General features: G+C 72.4%; 23 protein-coding genes. 20 read left to right on the plus strand and 3 right to left on the minus strand.

The window, feature by feature from the left end:
* Window positions 1-22: 22 nt before the first annotated feature.
* The 11 genes from QRX50_RS32470 (at window position 23) to QRX50_RS32520 (ending at window position 11,602) form a co-directional block, all read left to right on the plus strand.
* On the plus strand, window positions 23-1,015 hold the full coding sequence (locus QRX50_RS32470; protein WP_285966921.1) for a helix-turn-helix transcriptional regulator: 993 nt from the start codon (window positions 23-25) through the stop codon (window positions 1,013-1,015).
* Complete coding sequence (locus tag QRX50_RS32475; protein ID WP_285966922.1) at window positions 1,012-1,992, plus strand: helix-turn-helix transcriptional regulator; 981 nt, start codon at window positions 1,012-1,014, stop codon at window positions 1,990-1,992. Before QRX50_RS32470 ends, QRX50_RS32475 begins: the two co-directional genes overlap by 4 nt.
* Window positions 1,993-2,002: 10 nt before the next feature.
* Window positions 2,003-2,230 carry a bacteriophage holin gene (locus QRX50_RS32480; protein ID WP_285966923.1) on the plus strand — a complete coding sequence of 76 codons (228 nt, stop codon included), beginning with the start codon at window positions 2,003-2,005 and terminating at the stop codon, window positions 2,228-2,230.
* A gap of 21 nt (window positions 2,231-2,251) precedes the next feature.
* On the plus strand, window positions 2,252-2,551 hold the full coding sequence (gene tatA / locus QRX50_RS32485; RefSeq protein WP_285966924.1) for a Sec-independent protein translocase subunit TatA: 300 nt from the start codon (window positions 2,252-2,254) through the stop codon (window positions 2,549-2,551).
* Window positions 2,552-2,637: 86 nt separating this feature from the next.
* Window positions 2,638-3,603: a twin-arginine translocase subunit TatC gene (gene tatC / locus QRX50_RS32490; RefSeq protein ID WP_285966925.1), complete on the plus strand. Its 966-nt coding sequence runs from the start codon at window positions 2,638-2,640 to the stop codon at window positions 3,601-3,603.
* A gap of 8 nt (window positions 3,604-3,611) precedes the next feature.
* Complete coding sequence (locus QRX50_RS32495; protein WP_285966926.1) at window positions 3,612-4,520, plus strand: diacylglycerol/lipid kinase family protein; 909 nt, start codon at window positions 3,612-3,614, stop codon at window positions 4,518-4,520.
* 67 nt (window positions 4,521-4,587) lie between these two features.
* Complete coding sequence (locus QRX50_RS32500) at window positions 4,588-7,353, plus strand: DEAD/DEAH box helicase (RefSeq protein WP_285966927.1); 2,766 nt, start codon at window positions 4,588-4,590, stop codon at window positions 7,351-7,353.
* A gap of 187 nt (window positions 7,354-7,540) precedes the next feature.
* Entirely contained in the window at window positions 7,541-8,413 is an 873-nt protein-coding gene (locus QRX50_RS32505; RefSeq protein ID WP_285966928.1) for a DUF4333 domain-containing protein, read from the plus strand.
* A gap of 80 nt (window positions 8,414-8,493) precedes the next feature.
* Window positions 8,494-9,696 (plus strand): GNAT family N-acetyltransferase, encoded by a 1,203-nt coding sequence (locus QRX50_RS32510; RefSeq protein ID WP_285966929.1) that lies wholly within the window; start codon window positions 8,494-8,496, stop codon window positions 9,694-9,696.
* Window positions 9,697-9,742: 46 nt separating this feature from the next.
* Window positions 9,743-10,156: a DUF4333 domain-containing protein gene (locus QRX50_RS32515; RefSeq protein WP_285966930.1), complete on the plus strand. Its 414-nt coding sequence runs from the start codon at window positions 9,743-9,745 to the stop codon at window positions 10,154-10,156.
* Between the two features lie 228 nt (window positions 10,157-10,384).
* Window positions 10,385-11,602, plus strand: a complete 1,218-nt coding sequence (locus tag QRX50_RS32520) for a GNAT family N-acetyltransferase (protein ID WP_285966931.1) — start codon at window positions 10,385-10,387, stop codon at window positions 11,600-11,602.
* Window positions 11,603-11,609: 7 nt separating this feature from the next.
* Here the strand turns inward: QRX50_RS32520 and QRX50_RS32525 are convergent, their stop codons facing one another.
* On the minus strand, window positions 11,610-12,560 hold the full coding sequence (locus QRX50_RS32525; protein ID WP_285966932.1) for a 5'-3' exonuclease: 951 nt from the start codon (window positions 12,558-12,560) through the stop codon (window positions 11,610-11,612).
* 111 nt (window positions 12,561-12,671) lie between these two features.
* Here QRX50_RS32525 and QRX50_RS32530 point away from each other — a divergent pair, with 111 nt between their 5' ends.
* Genes QRX50_RS32530 through QRX50_RS32545 form a run of 4 tightly spaced genes read left to right on the plus strand, consistent with a single transcriptional unit; the run spans window position 12,672 to window position 15,798 of the window.
* Window positions 12,672-13,559 (plus strand): NAD(P)H-binding protein, encoded by an 888-nt coding sequence (locus QRX50_RS32530; protein ID WP_285966933.1) that lies wholly within the window; start codon window positions 12,672-12,674, stop codon window positions 13,557-13,559.
* Window positions 13,559-14,170, plus strand: a complete 612-nt coding sequence (locus QRX50_RS32535; protein WP_285966934.1) for a CPBP family intramembrane glutamic endopeptidase — start codon at window positions 13,559-13,561, stop codon at window positions 14,168-14,170. Before QRX50_RS32530 ends, QRX50_RS32535 begins: the two co-directional genes overlap by 1 nt.
* A 36-nt stretch (window positions 14,171-14,206) precedes the next feature.
* On the plus strand, window positions 14,207-15,349 hold the full coding sequence (locus QRX50_RS32540) for a M24 family metallopeptidase (RefSeq protein WP_285966935.1): 1,143 nt from the start codon (window positions 14,207-14,209) through the stop codon (window positions 15,347-15,349).
* Window positions 15,346-15,798, plus strand: coding sequence for an Lrp/AsnC family transcriptional regulator (locus QRX50_RS32545; RefSeq protein WP_009078207.1), 453 nt, complete (start codon window positions 15,346-15,348; stop codon window positions 15,796-15,798). Before QRX50_RS32540 ends, QRX50_RS32545 begins: the two co-directional genes overlap by 4 nt.
* Before the next feature lie 69 nt (window positions 15,799-15,867).
* On the opposite strand, the gene QRX50_RS32550 is transcribed toward QRX50_RS32545, so the two are convergent.
* Window positions 15,868-16,554, minus strand: a complete 687-nt coding sequence (locus tag QRX50_RS32550; RefSeq protein ID WP_285966936.1) for a winged helix-turn-helix transcriptional regulator — start codon at window positions 16,552-16,554, stop codon at window positions 15,868-15,870.
* 62 nt (window positions 16,555-16,616) lie between these two features.
* Here QRX50_RS32550 and QRX50_RS32555 point away from each other — a divergent pair, with 62 nt between their 5' ends.
* The 5 genes from QRX50_RS32555 (at window position 16,617) to QRX50_RS32575 (ending at window position 19,067) form a co-directional block, all read left to right on the plus strand.
* Window positions 16,617-16,865 carry a hypothetical protein gene (locus QRX50_RS32555; protein WP_285966937.1) on the plus strand — a complete coding sequence of 83 codons (249 nt, stop codon included), beginning with the start codon at window positions 16,617-16,619 and terminating at the stop codon, window positions 16,863-16,865.
* A 24-nt stretch (window positions 16,866-16,889) separates the two neighbouring features.
* On the plus strand, window positions 16,890-17,435 hold the full coding sequence (locus QRX50_RS32560) for a class I SAM-dependent methyltransferase (protein ID WP_285974626.1): 546 nt from the start codon (window positions 16,890-16,892) through the stop codon (window positions 17,433-17,435).
* Between the two features lie 553 nt (window positions 17,436-17,988).
* Window positions 17,989-18,447, plus strand: coding sequence for a class I SAM-dependent methyltransferase (locus tag QRX50_RS32565; RefSeq protein ID WP_285966938.1), 459 nt, complete (start codon window positions 17,989-17,991; stop codon window positions 18,445-18,447).
* Between the two features lie 106 nt (window positions 18,448-18,553).
* Complete coding sequence (locus QRX50_RS32570) at window positions 18,554-18,781, plus strand: hypothetical protein (RefSeq protein WP_285966939.1); 228 nt, start codon at window positions 18,554-18,556, stop codon at window positions 18,779-18,781.
* The gene (locus QRX50_RS32575; RefSeq protein WP_220240755.1) at window positions 18,768-19,067 is read left to right on the plus strand and encodes a hypothetical protein; all 300 of its coding nucleotides are present in this window, start codon (window positions 18,768-18,770) and stop codon (window positions 19,065-19,067) included. The genes QRX50_RS32570 and QRX50_RS32575 overlap by 14 nt, the downstream gene beginning before the upstream one ends.
* A 10-nt stretch (window positions 19,068-19,077) precedes the next feature.
* Here the strand turns inward: QRX50_RS32575 and QRX50_RS32580 are convergent, their stop codons facing one another.
* Window positions 19,078-20,157 carry a GDSL-type esterase/lipase family protein gene (locus tag QRX50_RS32580; RefSeq protein WP_285966940.1) on the minus strand — a complete coding sequence of 360 codons (1,080 nt, stop codon included), beginning with the start codon at window positions 20,155-20,157 and terminating at the stop codon, window positions 19,078-19,080.
* Between the last annotated feature and the right edge of the window lie 50 nt (window positions 20,158-20,207).

The raw sequence follows: 20,207 nt of genomic DNA on the forward strand, positions 1-20,207 counted from the left end.
GAGGAGAGCTAGGGTTGTACGGGTGTCCACCGCACGCGCCGAACGGCTGGTCAACCTCGTGCTCGCCCTGCTGTCCACCCGGCAGTACCTCACCGCCGAGCGGATCCGTGGAATCGTGCCCGGGTACGCCGACGCGGCCAGCGACGAGGCCTTCTTCCGCACGTTCGAACGCGACAAAACGGAGCTGCGGGAGCTCGGCATTCCGCTGGAGACCGGCCGCAACTCCGCCTTCGACCCCGTCGAGGGCTACCGCATCGCCCGCCGCGACTACGAGCTCGGCGAGATCGACCTGGCCCCCGACGAAGCGGCCGCCGTCGGCCTCGCCGTGCGCCTGTGGGACTCACCCGAGCTGACCGGGCAAGCCCAGGGCGCGCTCGTGAAGCTGCGCGCCGCCGGCGTCGAGGTCGACGACCAGGCACCCACCGTGATCGAGCCCCGCGTGCGCGCCGAACCGGCGTTCGGGCCGCTGCTCGCCGCCGTGCAGAGCGGCCAGGCCGTGCGCTTCGAGTACCGCCGCAGCGGTTCCCCGGAACGCCGCATGCGCGAGCTCGAACCGTGGGGCGTCGTTTCCTGGCGCGCCCGCTGGTACGTCGTCGGGCACGACCGCGACCGCGGCGCCACCCGCTGCTTCCGGCTCTCCCGCGTCACCGGCAAAGTGACCCCGATCGGCGAACCGGGCGCGGTGACGCGGCCCGAGGGCGTGAACCTGCTGCAGCTCGTGTCCGTCACCGGCGGTAGCGAAGAAGCCAGCCCCGTCACCACGGCCCGCCTCTGGGTCGCGGACGGACGCGCCGCCGGCGTGCGACGCCGCGGCGAGATCGTCGGCCGCGACACGATCGACGGCACCGACGGCGATCTCATCGAGATCGGCCTGTACTTCCCCGAGTCCGCCGCCGACTGGATCGCCGCCCAGGGACCCGACGTGCTCGTGCTCGAACCCGACGTGCTCGCCAAATCCGTGCAGCACCGCCTCGAAGCCGTCCTCGCCCGCGCCGAGCGGGGGAGCGGCCGATGAGCGGCTCCACCGAACGCATGCCGCGCCTGCTCGCGCTCGTGCCCTACCTGCTCGCGCGCCCCGGGGTGCGCGTCGACGAGGCCGCCCACGACTTCGACGTCACGCCACGCCAGCTGCGCAAGGACCTCGAACTGTTGTGGATGTGCGGCCTGCCCGGCTACGGCCCCGGCGACCTCATCGACCTGTCCTTCGAAGGCGACACCATCGTCGTCACCCACGACGCCGGCATGAGCCGCCCCCTGCGCCTCACCGGCAGCGAGGCGACCGCCCTGCTCGTGGCCCTGCGCGCGCTCGCGGACACCCCCGGCGTGGTCGACGGCGACGCCGTACGCCGCTCGATCGCCAAGATCGAGGCCGCCGCGGGCCAGGCCCAGCCGGCCGGCGTCGTGGTCGGTGGCGGCGTGCGCGAGGGCAAGCGCGCCGCGAAGACGCGTGAGGAGGTCGCGGCCGCGCTGCAGGCCGGCCGGGCCCTGCGGATGCGCTACTACACCGCGTCCAAGGACCAGATGACCGAACGCACCGTGGACCCGATGCGGCTGCTCATCGTGCAGGCCGTCGGCTACCTCGAAGCCTGGTGCCGCCGCGTCGAGGACGTGCGGCTGTTCCGGCTCGACCGCATCGACGAGCTGACCGTGCTCGACGAACCCGCGGCGCCCCCGGCGCACGCGCGGCCCACCGACCTGTCCGACGGCGTGTTCTCCGCGCGGCCCGACCAGTGCGAGGCCGAGCTCGTGCTCGAACCCGACGCGCGCTGGGTCGCGGAGTACTACCCGTGCGAAGAGCTCGCGGAGCTCGACGGTGGCCGGCTGCGCATCCGGATGCGCTATGCGGACGAGTCCTGGATGGTCCGTTTGGTCCTCGGATTGGCCGGAGACGCGCAGGTGGAGAGCCCGGTCACACTGGCTGACGCGGTTCGACGACGAGCGGCCGACGCGGTGGCCCGATCCCGTCACCTACCGTCAACCTACGGCCGTTAAGGTAACCCACGTGTCGTACCTGCCCACTTACGTAGTGCTCGCGGCGGGCCTGCTCGTCCTGATTCTCCTGGCAGTACGGACGATCAGAGTCTTGCGCCAGTTCCGCCGCACCCTGAGCATGGTGGCTACGAACACCCAGGACCGGACCGGACTCCTCCGCGCCCGGTCCGCAGCACTTCGCGTGGCCGTGGCGCAGCGCCGCGACGCACCGGAAACCAGTAACATCGGCAACGACTAAAGAAACAAGGAGGCCACCGCCATGAACGCGCTGCAGCCGTGGCACATCATCATCCTGGTGCTCGTCGTGGTTCTGCTGTTCGGGGCCAAGAGGCTTCCCGACGCGGCTCGCTCCATCGGCAAGTCCATGAAGATCTTCAAGGCCGAGACCAAGGACCTCACGGGCGAGAAGATCGACGAGGCCGAGCAGGCCGAAACCCGCCAGATCCCGCCGGCCGCCACCCCGGCGCCGCAGGACCCGCAGGTCGCCGACCTTCAGCGCCAGCTCGACGAGCTCAAGAAGCAGCAGGCGGCCGACCAGCCGCAGAAGAACGCCAGCTGAGGCCCTTCACCACCCGGTCCCTGGTCCACGGAGCGCGCTGAACACGCAGCGCGCTCCGGCGGGCTACGACGAGAACGGAACGACCAGTGGCGGAAGCCGCCAACGGCACAGGCGCGGTCCCCGGCAAGCGGGGTAAGCGCAGCCGCCGGAAAAACCCCGACGGCACGATGACGCTTATCGAGCACGTCTACGAGTTCCGGCGCCGGCTCGGGTTCGCCCTGCTGTTCATCGTCATCGGCGGCATCTTCGGCTGGATCTGGTTCGAACAGCACCTCGGCCCGATCCCGTCGCTCGGCAACATCATGAACGGGCCCTACTGCGCGATCCCCCCCTCGCAGCGGTTCGGCGGAGACATGGGCGGCTGCCGGCTCCTGCAGACGCAGCCGTTCGAGATCTTCATGGTCCGCCTGAAGGTCGGTGTCGCCGCGGGCGCCGTGGTGCTCTCCCCGTTCTGGCTCTACCAGTTCTGGGCGTTCATCGCCCCGGGCCTGTACTCGAAGGAACGCAAGTATGCGCTGACCTTCGTCGGCTTCGCCTCGGCCCTGTTCGCCGCCGGCGCCGTGCTCGCCTACTTTCTCGTGCCCCACGCGCTGGCTCTGCTCGCCGGCTTCGGCCAGGACCAGTTCGTCACCGCCCTCACGGCGGACAAGTACATCTCGTTCATCCTGTCGCTGCTGGTCATCTTCGGCGTCAGCTTCGAGCTCCCGCTCATCGTGGTGATGCTCAACCTGGTCGGGGTCGTGAAATACCAGCAGCTCAAACGCTGGCGCCGCGGCATCCTGTTCGCTCTGTTCGTGTTCGCCGCGTTCGCGACCCCGGGCTCGGACCCGTTCTCGATGCTCGGCCTCGCCGCGGCACTCACCGTGCTGTTCGAGATCGCCATCCAGATCACGCGCTTCCACGACCGCAAGCTCGACAAGGTCCGCCAGGACGAGGGCTGGGACAAACTGTCCGACGACGAGGCCGCGCCGTTCGACTACACGCCGAGCACCGTCGAGGAAGACGAGCCCGCGACCGCACCGCGCAGCCACTCGACCGACGACATCACCTAAGCCACCGGATGGGGCTCAACGCGGCACTCGCCGTGCACCCGGCCTCCGGCCACGGAGCCGCCGGCCGGATTGCGGACACGGTGGCCGACCGGCTGCGCCCGGCCGTGGACCGGCTCGACGTCCTCGTCGCCACCAACGTCGACGAGTCCCGCACCCTCATGCGGTCGGCCCACGCCGAGGGCCTCGACGTGCTGATCGTCCTCGGCGGTGACGGCGCGGCCCACCAAGGCGTGCAGTTCTGCGCCGAGCACGAGGTCGCCCTCGGCCTCGTCCCCTCCGGCACCGGAAACGACTTCGCCCGCGCCCTCGGCACCCCACCCGACGCCCTCACCGCGGCCGACACCCTCGCCGAAGCCCTGCGAGCCGGCACCCGCCGCCGCCTCGACCTCGGCCGGGTCGAGAGGGGTGCGGCGGCGGGTGCCTGGTTCGCCACCGTCCTGTGCTCCGGCTTCGACGCCGCCGTCAACGCGCGCGCCAACAACCTCCGCTGGCCCGCCGGACCCCGCCGCTACGACGTGGCGATCCTCGCCGAGCTCGCCGCCTTCCGCCCCCGCCCCGTCAGCCTCCACACCGACGCCGGCACCCTCGAGCTCGACGCCACCCTCGTCGCCGTCGGCAACACCCCCTACTACGGCGGCGGCGTCCCCATCTGCCCCCAGGCGATCCCGGACGACGGGCTCTTCGACGTCACCGTCATCGGCGCCGCGGGCCGCCTGCAGCTGCTGCGCCTGCTACCCGGCCTGCGCACCGGCGCCCACCTCGAGCACCCTGCCGTCCACACCCTGCGCACCCGGAAGCTGAGCATCGAAACCGGCGCGACCTCCGGCTGGCCCGCCTACGCCGACGGCGAATCCCAAGGCACCACCCCCATCTCCGCCACCTGCGTGCCCGGCGCACTCACCGTCGTCGCCCCGTAACCGCACGGCCACACACCGGTCGGCACGCCGCGTGCGGACTGTCGGTGCCGTGTGGAACCCTGGGCACGTGGCCACTAGCCCTTCACCTTCCCCGGCCGAGGCCTATGCGGTCTCACGCCGCCGCGCCAAGTACCCCCAGCTGACGCGTTTCGCCGGCGAGGTGTCGTTCGAGTTCGACGACTTCCAGATCCGCGGCTGCGAGGCCCTCGAAGACGGCCACGGCGTGCTCGTGTGCGCGCCCACCGGCGCCGGCAAGACCGTGGTCGGCGAGTTCGCCGTGCACCTGGCGCTCGCCGAAGGCCGCAAATGCTTCTACACCACGCCCATCAAGGCGCTGTCCAACCAGAAGTACGCCGACCTCGTCGCCCGCTACGGCAACGACGCCGTCGGCCTGCTCACCGGCGACACCTCCATCAACGGCAACGCGCAGGTGGTCGTGATGACCACCGAGGTGCTGCGCAACATGCTCTACGCCGGCAGCTCCGCCATCCCCGAGCTCGGCTACGTCGTGATGGACGAGGTCCACTACCTCGCCGACCGCTTCCGCGGCGCCGTGTGGGAGGAAGTGATCCTCCACCTGCCCGAACACGTCCGCGTCGTCGGGCTGTCCGCGACCGTGAGCAACGCCGAGGAGTTCGGCGAATGGCTCGTCGAGGTCCGCGGCGACACCACCGTCGTCGTCGACGAGCACCGGCCCGTGCCACTGTGGCAGCACATGCTCATCGGCAACCGCCTGATGGACCTGTTCGCCGGCCAGGACGAAGCCGACCCGAACGCCGAGCTCAGCATCAACCCCGGCCTGCTGCGCCGCGCCGAAGAGCTCGGCCGCTTCGCCCCCGCCTCGATGCGCGGCAACCGCGGAGGCCGCCGCGGCGCGCCCCGCCCGCAACGCTTCCGCCCGCCCTCGCGCGTCGACGTCGTCGAACGTCTCGACTCGGCCGGGCTGCTGCCCGCGATCGTGTTCATCTTCTCCCGCGCCGGCTGCGACGCCGCCGTCGCGCAATGCGTGCGCTCCGGCCTGCGACTCAACGGACCCGAGCAGGTCGAGGAGATCCGCCGCATCGTCGCCGAGCGCACTGCCGACCTGCCCGAGGGCGACCTGAGCGTGCTGGGCTACTGGGAGTGGCGCGAAGCGCTCGAACGCGGCTTCGCCGGCCACCACGCGGGCCTGCTGCCCGCGTTCAAGGAGACCGTCGAGGAACTGTTCCTCCGCGGCCTGGTCAAGGCCGTGTTCGCCACCGAGACCCTCGCGCTGGGCATCAACATGCCCGCCCGCACCGTGGTGCTCGAACGGCTGGTCAAGTACAACGGCGAAGCCCACGTCGACCTCACCCCCGGCGAGTACACGCAGCTCACCGGCCGCGCCGGGCGCCGCGGCATCGACGTCGAAGGCCACGCCGTGGTCGCGTGGCAGCCCGGCGTCGACCCCAAGCAGGTCGCAGGCCTCGCCTCCACGCGCACGTATCCGCTGCGCTCGTCGTTCCGGCCCGGCTACAACATGGCCGTGAACCTCGTCGCCCAGGTCGGCGCCGACTCCGCGCGCGAGTTGCTGGAACAGTCGTTCGCCCAGTTCCAGGCCGACCGGTCCGTGGTCGGCACCTCCCGGCGCATCGACCGCAACAAGGAAGCCCTCAAGGGCTACGCGAAGGCCGTCACCGGCGAGTTCGACGAGATGCTCGAATACGTCGAGCTGCGCGCCAAGATCTCCGCCCGCGAGAAGACGCTTTCCCGGCAGAACACCGCCACCCGCCGCGCCGGCACCGCGGAATCGCTGGAGAAGCTGCGCAAGGGCGACGTCATCGCCGTACCCGCCGGACGCCGCGCAGGGCTGGCCGTGGTCGTCGACCCCGGGCTGGACCCGATCCGCGAGCCGCGGCCCGTGGTCGTCACCGAGGACCGCTGGTCCGGGCCCCTGTCGGTCGCCGACTTCCCGGCCCCGGTCGAGCCGCTCGGCCACATCCGCCTGCCCAAGCACCTCGAGCTGCGCTCGCCCAAGACGCGCCGCGACATCGCCTCGGCCTTGCGCGACTCCGGCATCGCCCTGCCCGGGCGCCAGCGCCGCCGCACCAGCCAGGGCGACGACGCCGAGCTCAACGCCCTGCAGCGCGCCCTGCGTGCCCACCCCTGCCACGGCCTGGCCGAACGCGAGGCCAACCTGCGCTGGGTCGAGCGCTACCAGCGCCTGCAGGCCGAAACCGAGCAGCTCGAACGCAAGGTCGCCGCCACCACCCACTCCCTGGCCCGCGCGTTCGACCGGATCCTCGCGCTGCTCGGCGAACGCGGCTACCTCGGCCCCGGCACCGGCGAGGACCGCGTCACCGAACACGGCCACCGCCTCGCCCGCCTCTACAGCGAGTCCGACCTGCTCGCCGCCGAGTGCATCCGCCACGGCGTGTGGGAAGGCCTCGGCGCGGCCGAGCTCGCCGCGGTGGTCTCCACGCTCGTGTTCGAGGCCCGCCGCGACACGGCGGGGGAGCCGCGCCTGCCCGGCGGCGCCGTGCCCAAAGCCTGGGAAGAGACCACGAAGCTGTGGGTCGACCTCACCGAGGACGAACGCCGCCACCACCTCGACCGCACCCGCGAACCCGACGCCGGTTTCGCGTGGCCGGTGTACCGGTGGGCCCGCGGCGAATCGCTCGAGAAGGTCCTCACCGCCGCCGAGACCAACGGCCAGGAACTGTCCGCCGGCGACTTCGTCCGCTGGTCACGCCAGGTGATCGACCTGCTCGACCAGATCCGCGACGTCCTCGGCAAAGCCGACCCGGTCGGCGCCGCCGCCGCGGAAGCCGTGCGCGCCCTGCGCCGCGGCGTCGTCGCGGCCGGTGGGGCGTGACTGAATTGCCTGAAGAGCGTGCCTCGGCCGCAGGGCGTTCACGGGCAGGTCGAGGTCACCGCTCGGACAGGGTGCGCGTGGACGCGTGTGCTCGGCCCCGACCTGTGGTTGGATCGCGCTCGACATCGTGGGCAGCGACCTCTCCCGAGGAGATCACTACCCCAGGCAATCAAGGCGGAGGCGAACGATGAGCACGCCGTATGGCGGCAACGACCCGCAGCAGCAGCCCCAGTACGGGCAGCAGCCGCAATACGGGCAACAGCCGGGCGGCGCCTACCCGCCGAGCGGGCCGCAGGAGCAGCAACAGCAGCCCTACAACCCGCAGCAGTACGGCCAGCAGCCCCAGCAGCCCCAGCAGCCCTACGACTCGCAGCCGACGCAGTGGGTCCAGCCCCAGCAGCAGCCCCAGTACGGCCAGCAGCCCGGCGGCTACCCCCCACAGCAGCAGCCCCCGCAGCAGCCCCAGTCGCCGCAGCAGCCCCAGTGGGGCCAGCAGCCACCCCCGCAGCAGTACGGGCAGCCCTACGACCCGAACCGGCAGCAGCCGCCCCAGCAGTACGGGCAGCAGCCCGGCGGCGGATACCCGCAGAGCGGCCCGCAGCAGCAGCCGCTGTACGGCCAGCCGCAGACCGGCCCGCAGGCCCAGCAGCCCTACGGCCAGCCCGCCGGCAACCAGTACGACTACGGGCAGGCCACCGCCCTCACCCAGACCGTCGGCGACCCCGGTGAAGAACCGAAGTCCAAGCGCGGCCTGTTCATCGGCATCGGTGCGCTCATCGTCGTGGTGGCCGTGGTCGCGATCCTCGGGTTCGTCGCCCCCGGCTTCTTCAAGACCGAGGTCTTCAACAACGCCCAGATGCAGACCGACGTCGCGAAGTTGCTCACCGACACCTACAAGATCGAAGGCGTCACCGGCGTCACCTGCCCGGCCGAGCAGAAGGTCGAGGACGGCACGAAGTTCACGTGCACCGCGACCATCAACGGCAAACCGCAGCAGGTCCCGATCACCGTCAAGGGCAGCGACGGCAACTACGAGGTCTCGCCGCCCGCCGCCCCATGACCGGCGCAGTGACCGTGCGTGAAAAGTGACGCCGCGTAAATCGGTGGCCCGCACCCCGCGGGCCACAGGATGATCCCGGCATGAGCGACCACACCGTACGGCTCCTGTCCTCCGCCGACGAGCAGCGCGGGGCCTGGAACCTGTTCCGGAGCGCGCTGCACGTCAAGGCCGGCAGCGACGAGGAGTGGGAGCGGATCAGCGAGGCTCTGCAGGAGTCGCGCGTGTTCGCCGCGTTCGACCCCGAGCTGATCGGCACCGTGCGCGCCGCCGACCACGAGGTTCTCCTCCCCGGCGGCGCGCGCGTGCCGCTCGCGGCCGTGACCGGCGTCGGTGTCCGCGCCGGCCGCACGCGCCGCGGCGTGCTCAGCGCCCTGCAGACCGCGCAGCTGCAGGACTTTGCCGATCGCGGCGTGGTGCTGGCATCCCTGCACGCCACCGAAGGCGCGATCTACGGCCGCTACGGCTACGGCGTCTCGACCCTGAGCCGCAACCTCGTCGTCGATCGCCGCCACGCGCGGCTACGCCCGGAAGCACCGGCCGGCGGCGAGGTCAGCGTGTTCGGCCTCGAGCAGGCCGTGCTGCACTGGCCCGATCTCTACGGCGCCACCGGCACCGTCCGCCCCGGCATGATCACCCGGCCCGCGCACTACTGGCCCATGAACGAGAACCAGGCCCGCCGCTCCGACAGCCCCGTCGAGACCGCGGTCCACCGCGGCCCGGACGGCGTCGACGGCTACCTCGTCTACCACGTCGAACGCGGCGACGCCGACCGGCAGAAACTCACCGTGTTCGAGTTCCACTACACCAACCCCGCCGCCTTCGCCGGACTGTGGCGGTTCCTGCTGTCGGTGGACCTCGTCGACGACATCTCCGTGATCGTCCGCCCGCTCGACGAACCCGTCGAACTGCTCTTCACCGACCCGCGCGCGGTGAAGGTCAAGGGCGTCGAGGACGAGACGTGGTTGCGGGTGATCGACGTGCCCGCCGCACTCGCCGCCCGCACCTACGGCCCGGGCGAGCCGGTCGTCCTCGAAGTGACCGATCCGCTGCTGCCCGCCAACGACGGCCGCTACCGCGTCGGCCCCGACGGCGCCCACCGCACCGACGCCGCTCCCGCGCTGCGCCTCGACGTCACCTCGCTCGCGATGCTCTACTTCGGAGCGTGGCGCGCCTCGGCCCTGGCCGGCACCGGCCGCGTCGAAGTCCTCGACGACACCGCGGTGTCGCACGTGGACACCTTGTTCGGCACGCGCCGCGCGTCGTGGTGCGGTACTTTCTTCTGACCTTGACCAAGGGCCCTGAACCGGGCATCGGGGGACAGGAGCGGGAATGCGCGCCGTGCTGGTGCTGGGTCTGTGCGGCCTCGGACTGCTGGTCGCCACCGGCTGTTCGACCAAGGCCGACCCGGCCGCGCCCGTCAAGACCGTCACGGTCACACCGTCCACCACGCCTTCGGACACCACGCCTTCCGACAGCTCGGCGGGCAGCTCGGGCGCGACGCCGGCGTCGGCCACCGGGCCCGGTCGGGTGTTCGACGCCAAGGCCATGGACGCCGCCGTCGCCAAGATCCTCGCCGACACCTACAAGATCGACGGCGTCGGCGAGGTCAGCTGCCCCGACCGCCAGGCCGTCACCGACGGCTCCACCTTCCAGTGCGTCGTCGACATCGCGGGCGAGCAGAAACACGTGCCCATCACGGTCACCGGCACCGCGGGCGACTACCGCGTCGACGCCCCGAAGTAGCCCCCGCCCGGACGGCCACTCGCCGTGCCCTCACGAACAGCCAGCGGACGGACGGCACGGGCACCCACTGCACGACCCAGCAGGCCGAAGACAGATTGTCGACCTTCCCCGGCTTCACCGTCGCCGTCGCTTCCCGCGTCGCGCACCACTTCGTCCACCCGCGCTGACCGGGGCGCCGCGGAAGTAAAACGCGTGGCACCCGCGGCGCGGGCTTGGTTGGATCGCGGCATGACCGACTTCGTGGTACGCCCGATCACCGACGACGAGCGCCGGCCCACCTTCGACCTGCTGGGGCAAGCACTGCACAGCCCCCAGCTTTCGGACGAGACGTGGGCGCAGATCGGCGATTCCTGGGCCGCACCCGGCAAGTTCGGCGCGTTCGCCGACGACCGTCCAATCGGGATCACCAGCGGTTTCGCCACCACGATCGCCGTCCCCGGCGGCGCGGTCCTGCCCGCCGCCGCGGTCGACGGGGTCGGCGTGCGCGCCGACTGGACCCGCCGCGGCGTCGTCACGGCACTGATGAGCGCGCAGCTGAACGACCTCGCCGAACGCGGCACCTCGCTGGCCTGCCTGCACGCCAGCGAGGCCGTGATCTACGGCCGCTTCGGCTACGGCATCGCCACCTCCGGAGCCACCGTCCGCATCGACCACCCCGCGCGGCTGCGCGAGGGCGCCGAAGCCGGCGGTGCCGTCCGGCTGCTCGACACCGGCGAGGCCCGCGCGCAGCTTCCCGCGCTGTACCAACGGATCGGCCTGCACCGGCCGGGCATGATCGCCCGCCCCAGCCTCTGGTGGCCCATCGCCCTCAACCGCCGCCTGAGCCGCGAAGGCGGGTACCGGGTGGCCGTCCACACCGGACCGAACGGCGAGGACGACGCGTTCGCGATGTTCAAGAGCGTGGACCAGTCCACCGCCGCCGATCCCGAACGCGGTGTGCTGCTGGAAGTCCGCGACCTGCAGGGCGCGAACCCGGAGGCCATCGCCGCGCTGTGGCGGTTCCTGCTCTCCATCGACCTCGTCGCCACCGTGAGCAGCCGCTTCCGACCGGTCGACGAACCCCTCTCCGTGCTGCTCACCGACCCGCGCCGCGCGCGCACCACCGAAGTCGAGGACGACCTGTGGCTGCGGCTGGTCGACGTCGCCGGCGCCCTCGCCGCCCGCACCTACGGCCCGGGCGAACCCGTCGTGTTCGAAGTGGACGATCGGCTGCTGCCGGCCAACCGCGGGCGCTACCGCGTCGGCCCCGACGGAGCCGGACACACCGACGCCGGCGCGGACCTGCGCCTCGACGCCGACACCCTCGCCATGCTCTACCTCGGCGAGTGGCGTGCCTCGACTCTCGCGCAGGCCGGCCGGATCACCGTGGTCGACCCGGCGGCGCCGGCCCGCGCCGACACCTTGTTCGCCACCGGCACGCGGCCGTGGTGTGGCACGTACTTCTGAGCCGCGCTCACGCCTTCGGCAGCGCCGCCAGCAACCGTTCGACCGAGCGGCCGAGGTTCCACTGCTCGGCGAGCTCCGCGACCCGGTCCGGATCCGCGGGGCTCGCCGGCACGGCGTCCGAACCGGACTGCACCACCGGCGCGTCCACGGCCACCCGCACCACGGTCGGGGCCACGGCGAGGTAGTCGGCGGCGTCCTTGAGGCGCAGCCGCGTCTTCAGCGGCAGCCGCGAGTCGCCCGACTGCGAAGCCACGATCAGCTCCTCCAGCGAGCCGAACTGCGTGATGAGCTTCGCCGCGGTCTTCTCGCCGATCCCGGCCACGCCGGGCAGCCCGTCGGACGGGTCACCCCGCAACGCGGACATGTCGGCGTAGGCGGGGCCCGCATGGTCGGCCGGCACGCCGTAGCGCTCGGCGATCTCGGCCTGCCCCAGCACCTCGGCCTTCGCCCAGCCCTTGCCCACGTACACGACCGACGTCGGTGTCGGCGTCGCGCGCACGAGCTGGAACAGGTCACGGTCGCCGGTGATGACCTCGACCGGCGCGTCCTGCTCGTGGGTGGCCAGCGCGCCGATCACGTCGTCGGCCTCGTAACCCGCCGCCTCGGCCGTGGCGAACCCGAACGCGGCCAGCACGTCGAGGATCACCGGCACCTGCGGCGTGAGCGTGTCGGGCACCTCTTCGACGTCGGCCTCACCCTCGCCGTGTCCCGGCACCGCGACCCGGTGCGCCTTGTAGCTGGGCAGCAGGTCGGTGCGGAACTTCGGCCGCCAGTCCGCGTCCAGGCACGCCACCAGCCGTGCCGGGCGCCGGTCGGTGAGGATGCGCGCCAGCGTGTCGGTGAACCCGCGCACGGCGTTGACCGGCGTCCCGTCGGGCGCGGTCATCGAGTCGGGCAGCGCGTAGTACGAGCGGAAGTAGAGGCTCGCGGAGTCGAGGAGGGCGAGTGGTCCGGTCACGCGCCCAGCCTGCCACGTCCACCCGCGCAGTACCCCGCCTGACGCGCCGCCCGGTTTCCACCGCCGCGTCCCGGGTACCCCTGCCGGAAACGGGGAGAAGGGGAGTGGGGCGTGCGCGTACTCGTCACCGGGGCGTCGGGGTTCGTCGGGAGCCGGCTCGCCGAAGCACTGGCCGAAGGGGGCCATGACGTGCGGGCGATGACCCGCGAGCCGGCCGCCTACCGCGGCGCGGGGAGCGCCGTGCACGGCGACGTCGAGGACACCCGATCCCTGGAAAAGGCCCTCGCGGGTGTCGACGTGGCCTACTACCTGGTGCACGCCCTCGACGCCCGCGACTTCGAACGCCGCGACGCCGCCGCGGCCCGCGCGTTCGCCCTCGCCGCGCGCACCGCCGGCACCGGCCGCATCGTCTACCTCGGCGGCCTCGGGGACGACTCCGACGACCTGTCCGCCCACCTGCGCAGCCGCCGCCAGGTCGAGTACCTGCTCGCCGGCACCGGCGTGCCCGTGACCGTGCTGCGCGCCGGCATCGTGATCGGCCACGGCGGCGTCTCGTGGGAGATCACCCGCCAGCTCGTGGAGCACCTGCCCGCGATGATCACTCCGCGCTGGGCCGCCACCCGCGCCCAGCCGATCGCGATCACCGACGTCGTGCGCTACCTCGTCGGCGTGCTCGACTCGCCGGCCGCGGAAGGCCGCACCTTCGAGATCGGCGGCAGCGAACAGCTGGCCTACCTGGACATGCTCCGCCGGCTGGCCCGTATCGAGGGCCGCAACCCGCTGATCGTGCCCGTGCCGCTGCTCTCGCCGCGGCTGTCGTCCTACTGGCTCGCGCTGGTGACCGACGTCGACGTGGCCACCGGCCGCACGCTCATCGACTCCATGGCCAACGAGGTGGTCGTGCGCGACCCCGCGATCCGCGCCGTCGTACCGTTCGAACCCATGGACTACGACTCCGCGGCTCTGGCGGCACTGGCCGAACGCGCGCGGGCGGCGTGATGCGGCGCGCGCTGCTCGGGCTGGTCACCGCGGCCGGCACCGGCCTGCTGGGCTGGTCGCTCTCGACGCCACCGGGTTCGGCCCGCTTCCACGGGCGCACGGGCGCCGTCGCCGCCGCCTGGGTAGCGGGCGGCCTGGCGGCGGGACCACCGCCGCGGGGCACCTCGCGCCATCCGGTCGCGGGGCCGGTGGCGGTCGCCGCCGGCGCGTTCGGCGCGTTCTACGGCGCCGCGCTCGTCGCCCGGCGCATCCCGCCGTTGTCGCGGGCGATCGCCGGGGTGCTCGCCTACGCCGACCGCGGTTCCGGGCCCGCCGTCTACGCGACGACGCTGATCACCGGCGCCGCCGAGGAGGTCTTCTTCCGCGGCGCCCTGCAAGGCTCCGTGACGCGCGCGCCGGTGGCGACCTCGACGGCGGTCTACGCACTGTCCACCGTGGCCACTCGCAACCCGGCGCTGGTGCTGGCGTCGATCGTGATGGGGACGCTGTTCGGGCTGCAACGGCGCGCCACCGGCGGCATTCAGGCGCCGCTGCTGACCCATGTGGTCTGGTCCGCGTTGATGCTCACGGGGTTGCCGCCGCTGTTCGAAACTCCGGCCCCGCCCGGGTGACGGGCGCCCGCGCGCGCCGGTACTAGGCTCAGCCGCATGTCGCGCCGATCCCTCCACACGCCCGCCCCGGACGCCGCCGCGCTTCGCGCCCGCCTCGACCGCGCAGCGAAAGCGGCCGCCGCCGCGGACACCGACGCCCTGCTCATCGCCCCCGGCTCCGACCTGCGCTACCTGCTCGGCCAGGCGGGTGGCTCGTTCGAGCGCCTCACTACCCTCGTGGTGCCCGCCGACGGCGTGCCCGCGCTCGTCGTGCCCAAGCTGGAGGCCCCCGGCTACGCCGACGTGCCCACCGCCGAGCTCGGCGTCGAGGTCCTCACCTGGGTCGACGGCGACGACGCCTACCGGCTCGTGGCCGACCGGCTCGGCAAGGCCCGCCGCGTCGCCGTCAGCGACTTCACCCCGGCGCTGCACGTGCTCGCCCTGCGCGCCGCGCTCGGCGACGCCGAGCAGACGCTGGCCGGGCCGGTCGTGCGCGAGCTGCGGATGCGCAAGGACGCCGCCGAGATCGCCGCGCTGCGCGCCGCGGGTGCCGCGATCGACCGCGTGCACGCCCGCGTGGGCGAATGGCTGCGCGCCGGCCGCACCGAGGCCGAGGTGGGCGCCGACATCGCCGCCGCGATCGTCGAGGAGGGCCACACGGTGGCCGACTTCGTGATCGTCGGCTCCGGCCCCAACGGTGCCAGCCCCCACCACGACGTCTCCGACCGCGTGATCGCACGCGGCGACGTGGTCGTGGTCGACATCGGCGGCCCGCTGCCCGAGGGCTACAACTCCGACTCCACCCGCACCTATGCCGTCGGCGAACCGCGCGACGCGGACGTGGCCTCGACCTACGCCGTGCTGCAGCAGGCCCAGCAGTCCGCGGTCGACGCCGTGCGCCCCGGCGCCACCGCCGAGTCCATCGACGCCGCCGCGCGCGAGGTGATCGACGCCGCCGGCTTCGGCGAGTTCTTCATCCACCGCACCGGCCACGGCATCGGCCTCGACGTGCACGAGGAGCCCTACATCATCGGCGGCAACACGCTGCCGCTGGAGCCGGGCATGGCGTTCAGCGTCGAGCCGGGCATCTACCAGCCGGGCCGCTGGGGCGCCCGCATCGAAGACATCGTCGTGGTCACCGAGACCGGCGTCGAGGCCGTGAACACGCGGCCGCACGATCTTGTTGTGCTCGACGCATGAGCGGCCCCCTCGAGCCACTCGACCAGGCCATCGTGCAGGAGCTCGCCGCCGACGGCCGGCGCAGCTTCACCGACCTCGCCGAACGCGTCGGGCTGTCCGTGTCGGCCGTGCACCAGCGTGTGCGACGGCTGGAACAGCGCGGTGTGATCCTCGGCTACACCGCCCGCCTCGACGGCGAGCAGATCGGCCTCCCGCTCACCGCGCTGATCTCGCTGACCCCCAACGACCCGGCCGCTCCCGACGACTACCCGCAGCGCATCCAGCACATCACGGAGATCGAGTCCTGCTACTCGGTCGCGGGGGACGAGTCGTACATCCTGCTGGTGCGGGTCGCTTCGCCGCTCGGGCTGGAAGACCTGCTGCGCCGGATCCGGGAAGCGGCGAAGGTGTCGACCCGGACGACGGTGGTGCTGTCGACGCCGTTCGAGGGGCGTTCGCCGACGTTGTAGGGATCGTGGTGGTGCCTTCGTTTCCCGGCGAGGGCACCACCACCTCCCGTCGGTGGCCTGGCCGGGGAGTCACGGCCACTGCCGGCCGGGGCCGAGCGGGAACACCGCGATCGAGTCGAGCATCGTGCGGACGGCCCGGTCCTCGCCGGCCACCGACAGGTCGGTGAACTCGGTCTCGCGGGCCGCGGGCGGGCCGGTGAGGAACTTCGCCAGCGCCGGCCGCGTGGTCGTGACGGTCACGGCCGGGTCTTCGGTCTCGCCGCGGCTCAGCGTCCAGCGCTCACCGTCGAACCCGAGCACGAAGCTCTCCCCGCCGGCGACGCGAACCTGCCAGCGCGCGGGTTCGATGACGGCGCCGACGTCGTCGAGCATGATTCGCAGCGCCCACAGCAGGTGTTCCGGGTGGGTGGGCTCGGCGGGGCCGGGTGGCCGCACCGCGTTGCGCAGGCCCCAGAGCGCGAGCTGCTCCAGTGTCGGGACGAGGTCTCGCCCGGCGGGCGTCAGGCGGTACCAGACCTCACGCCGGCCCGGCTCACGGTCGGCGACGAGGATTCCGCGCTGCTCCAGCTCGCGCAGCCGCCGGGTGAGCGTGGTGGGCGTGATGCCGGCGAGCACGTCCACGAGGTCGGTGAACCGGCGAGGCCCGTGGACCAGGTCGCGTACGACGAGCAGGGTCCACCGATCACCGAGCTGGTCGAGGGTCTGCGCCATGAGGCAGTAGTGCCCGTAGGTCTGGGTTCGGCTTTCGACATCCACAAAAGCTATCTTATAGATACTATCTAGGAGATACCAATGCGTCCCGGGTGAAAGGCGTGCTCATGACCGAAATCGACACCCAGTACTCCACCGGCCTGTCCCGGCCCAATATCGAGCAGGCACTCGTGGCCGCCGGCCAGGACCTCGACCACCTGGCCCCCGCGGACCTCGCCGGGCTCGAGGACTTCCACACCATGGGCCGACTCGCCACGGGCGCCCTCGCCGACCTGGCGGCAGTGACCGCGACCGACACGGTGCTCGACGCGGGCAGCGGCATCGGCGGCACGGCCCGCTTCCTCGCCGACCGCTAAGGCTGCCGGGTCACCGCCGTCGACCTGACCGAGGAGTACTGCCGGACCGCCCAGTGGCTCAACGGGCTCGTCGGCCTGACCGGGATCGACGTGCACCACGGTGACGTCACCCGCCTGCCCTTCCCCGACGCCGCGTTCACCGCGGTGTTCAGCCAGCACGTCCAGATGAACGTCGCCGACAAGCCCGCGCTCTACCACGAAGCCCACCGGGTACTCGCGCCGGGCGGGCGCCTGGCGATCTGGGACATCACCGCGGGCACGCCCGGGCCGCTCGACCACCCCCTGCCGTGGGCCGACCGGCCCGCCCACAGCCACCTGATCAGCGCCGACGACCTGCGCGCCACCGTGGAGTCGGCCGGCTTCACCGTCCGCCGCTGGACCGACCACACCGACACCGCAGCCACCGTCATGCAGGCCTTCCTCGCCCAACCGCCGAACCCGCTCGGCCTGCACACCTTCGTCCCCGCCTTCACTGACGAAGGCGGCCAACCTCGCCCGCGCCCTCGCCGATGGGCGCCTGCGGGCCATCCAGGCGGTCGCGACCGCCTGATCACCCACCGCGGCACGTGATCGCTACGCTGGCCCCTCTTCTCGCGAAAGGCTCCTCGTGACACTCGGCATGGTGCTCGGCGACCGCTCCTCGCGCACTTCGGCGCCGAGGCGATAGCCGGATCCACCCCGCTTTCTCAACCCTCGGCCCGGTCAGGGGTTCTCTCGCTCGTGCACCGAAGTGCTCGTCGTGTACCCGCACGTCCGATCACGAGGAGCCCGAGATGCCCCCGACCCAGCCGCCGTCGCGGCTCGTATCCGCCGACAACCGCTGCACCGCCGCCCTCGCCTGCCGCCACGCCGGCGAGGGCACGGCCCTGCTCTGACGCGGCGACTTCCCTCACGCCCGGCGCCTGCTCACGGCCATGGGCCGTCGCCTCGACCGGCGACCACCGCCCTCCCTCAACGACCCAGCCGAGACCTTCCACCGCCACCGCCAGGCGCGCCGGCACCGCGCCCGCGTGCTGAGCCAGGTGCTCGTCGCTGTGGACGCGGACTACCACCTCGACTTGCGCGCGCTCCGGACATCCGGGAGGCTCGCCGCCAGGCGTACGGGGCCGCAAACGGCCCGGGCGTGCGCGCTGGGCGAGAGCTGCTCGGCGTCCTCGGCGCACACCAGCGGCGCGGCCGCGGCGTTCTCATCCCGGCGCTCGGCGCGCGCATCCACCCCCACTACGGCGTGTTCTCCCCGCCTCGAAGCGAGTACGTCGACCTCGTGGCCCAGGCGCCCCTGCCCGCGCGGACACGCACCGCGTTCGACCTGGGCGCCGGCACCGGCGTTCTCGCCTCCGTGCTCGCCCGCCGCGGCGTCGCCCGTGTCACGGCCACCGACAGCAACCCCCGTGCCCTGATCTGCGCCCGCAGCAACGCCGCGCGGCTGGGCCTCGCCGGCCGGATCGACGTGCCCGGCCCCGGCCTCTACCCCGGAGGGCGAGCGGACCTCGTCGTCTGCAACCCGCCGTGGCTGCCCGGCCGGCCGGTGTCCGACCTGGAGAAAGGCGTCTACGATCCCGGCAGCCCGTATGCTGCGTGACTTCCGCACGGCCTCGCCGGTCACCTCGAACCCGGCGGGGAAGGCTGGCCGCGGAGGTGATTTCGCTGTGGCGCCTGCAAGCCCGAGCGCTGGTACGATAAAAGGTATGGCAACACGTAAGGTCACCCTCTCTCTCGACAGTGGTGCGCTCGAGTTCGCCGAACGAGCTGCGAAAGCGCACGGGATCTCGGTCTCGTCCTGGTTGTCCAAGGCGGCCCGGCGGGAGGCGGTACGCACGGGCTACACGCCGCAGCAGGTGCCGGCCGCGCCGGCGGCCGAGGCGGACGAGGCGGAACGGACGGCGGCGGAAAAGGACATGCGTGCGCAGGGGTGAGGTCTGGACGTACCACCCCCCGACCGAGCCGGCCCGGGAACGCACCGTGGTGCTCCTGTCGTCGGACGGGGTGAACGAGTCCGAGCGGCCCTGGCTGCTCGGCACGGAACTGCTCGACCGCGACCCGCAGGACATCCTGGGCGTCGCGGTCGACGCGCGGTACTGGGTGTCCACGCTCAACCTGACGCGGCTGTACCGGCCGTGGTTCGACGAGCGCATCGCCGAGATAGACCAGGAAGTACAGGAACAGATCGACGTCGCGCTGCGGGCCGCGCTCGACCTCTAGCGCTGCCGGGTCAGCGGTCGGCGACCTCGGGCACGGCGTGGAGCTTGCCGTCGGGCCCGGACAGGCACGCGGCGTTCCCGTCGCGCCCGGCGAGGAACTCCGACAGGCAGTCGGCGATCGCTGCGTGCCCCGCGGCGTTGGGGTGGAACGACTCCTGCAGCGCGTGCTGCGCCCGGTCCGTCTGGCCCAGATCGTTCAGGTGCAGCGTCAGACGCGTGAACCACTCCGAAGCCGGGTTCGCCCCGCCGCTGCAGGCCTCGTGGTGCTCACCCGCGCGCGCCAGGTCGAGGAACCGCGCGCCGGACTGCACGGCGGCCTGCTTGAGGCCCGCCGAGAGCGTGGTGATGCCCGTGGTCGAGATCCACAGCAGGTCGTCGGTGCGGAACGGGCAGCCGTTGAGGTTCTGCAATCCCGGCGGGACGTCCGTGGCGACGGGCGTGGCATAGGACTGCAGCACGAGCTGGTAGTCGGCCGGCACGTAACCCGCCTGCGCCAGCACCTTCTTCACATCGCCGACGGCGTTGACCACCTTCGGCACCATCGCGTCCACTTTGGACTGCCACGTCTTCTGCAGCGCCACGTTGCACGACGGCCCACCCGCGGAGAACCACGCCTTGAAGCACTCGGACACCTGTGCGGAGAACTTCGGGTCGTCGTTGGCGCCGATCGCGATCACCACGGCGGCCACCCGGTGGTTCTTCACGACCGCGGCCAGCTGCTGCGCCTGCGACTGCTCACCCCACTGCTTCACGCCACCCAGCGACACCTGCTCCGCCGGCGCACCCGAACACGCCAGGTTCACCCGCGCCGTGACGTCCGGAATGCGTACCTTCTGCACGAACGCGTTGACCGACCGGTGGCACCAGTCGCCGTTGCGGCCGTCGGTGTCGGGGGTGTAGTCGCCGGCGCCCTCACCGGACACCGTGCTGTCGCCGATCGCCACCACCGTCAGCGGGCCCGTGCCGGGCGGCCCCTTGCGCGGCAGCGGCTGGCCGGGTTTGAGCCCGGGGCCGGAGAACGCGAAGAAGCCCGCGAGCACAGCCACGCAGGCGAGGACCAGGGCTCCCCACCACCACCGGAATCGTCGCATCGCCGCCCGAGTCTAGCGAGCGAGCCCGGCTTTGGGGTTTTCCCCGGTCG

Origin of the sequence: Amycolatopsis sp. 2-15 (genome assembly GCF_030285625.1) — a bacterium.
Lineage (GTDB): Bacteria > Actinomycetota > Actinomycetes > Mycobacteriales > Pseudonocardiaceae > Amycolatopsis > Amycolatopsis carbonis.

What these genes read in the sequence shown, in the direction of transcription:
- QRX50_RS32515 (WP_285966930.1), top strand. Translation starts at nt 9,743, where the DNA reads ATGCGCGCCGTGCTGGTGCTGGGTCTGTGCGGCCTCGGACTGCTGGTC.
- QRX50_RS32580 (WP_285966940.1), bottom strand. Translation starts at nt 20,157, where the DNA reads ATGCGACGATTCCGGTGGTGGTGGGGAGCCCTGGTCCTCGCCTGCGTG.
- QRX50_RS32520 (WP_285966931.1), top strand. Translation starts at nt 10,385, where the DNA reads ATGACCGACTTCGTGGTACGCCCGATCACCGACGACGAGCGCCGGCCC.
- tatA (WP_285966924.1), top strand. Translation starts at nt 2,252, where the DNA reads ATGAACGCGCTGCAGCCGTGGCACATCATCATCCTGGTGCTCGTCGTG.
- QRX50_RS32545 (WP_009078207.1), top strand. Translation starts at nt 15,346, where the DNA reads ATGAGCGGCCCCCTCGAGCCACTCGACCAGGCCATCGTGCAGGAGCTC.
- QRX50_RS32510 (WP_285966929.1), top strand. Translation starts at nt 8,494, where the DNA reads ATGAGCGACCACACCGTACGGCTCCTGTCCTCCGCCGACGAGCAGCGC.
- QRX50_RS32495 (WP_285966926.1), top strand. Translation starts at nt 3,612, where the DNA reads ATGGGGCTCAACGCGGCACTCGCCGTGCACCCGGCCTCCGGCCACGGA.
- QRX50_RS32555 (WP_285966937.1), top strand. Translation starts at nt 16,617, where the DNA reads ATGACCGAAATCGACACCCAGTACTCCACCGGCCTGTCCCGGCCCAAT.
- QRX50_RS32570 (WP_285966939.1), top strand. Translation starts at nt 18,554, where the DNA reads ATGGCAACACGTAAGGTCACCCTCTCTCTCGACAGTGGTGCGCTCGAG.
- QRX50_RS32475 (WP_285966922.1), top strand. Translation starts at nt 1,012, where the DNA reads ATGAGCGGCTCCACCGAACGCATGCCGCGCCTGCTCGCGCTCGTGCCC.
- QRX50_RS32540 (WP_285966935.1), top strand. Translation starts at nt 14,207, where the DNA reads ATGTCGCGCCGATCCCTCCACACGCCCGCCCCGGACGCCGCCGCGCTT.
- QRX50_RS32535 (WP_285966934.1), top strand. Translation starts at nt 13,559, where the DNA reads ATGCGGCGCGCGCTGCTCGGGCTGGTCACCGCGGCCGGCACCGGCCTG.
- QRX50_RS32505 (WP_285966928.1), top strand. Translation starts at nt 7,541, where the DNA reads ATGAGCACGCCGTATGGCGGCAACGACCCGCAGCAGCAGCCCCAGTAC.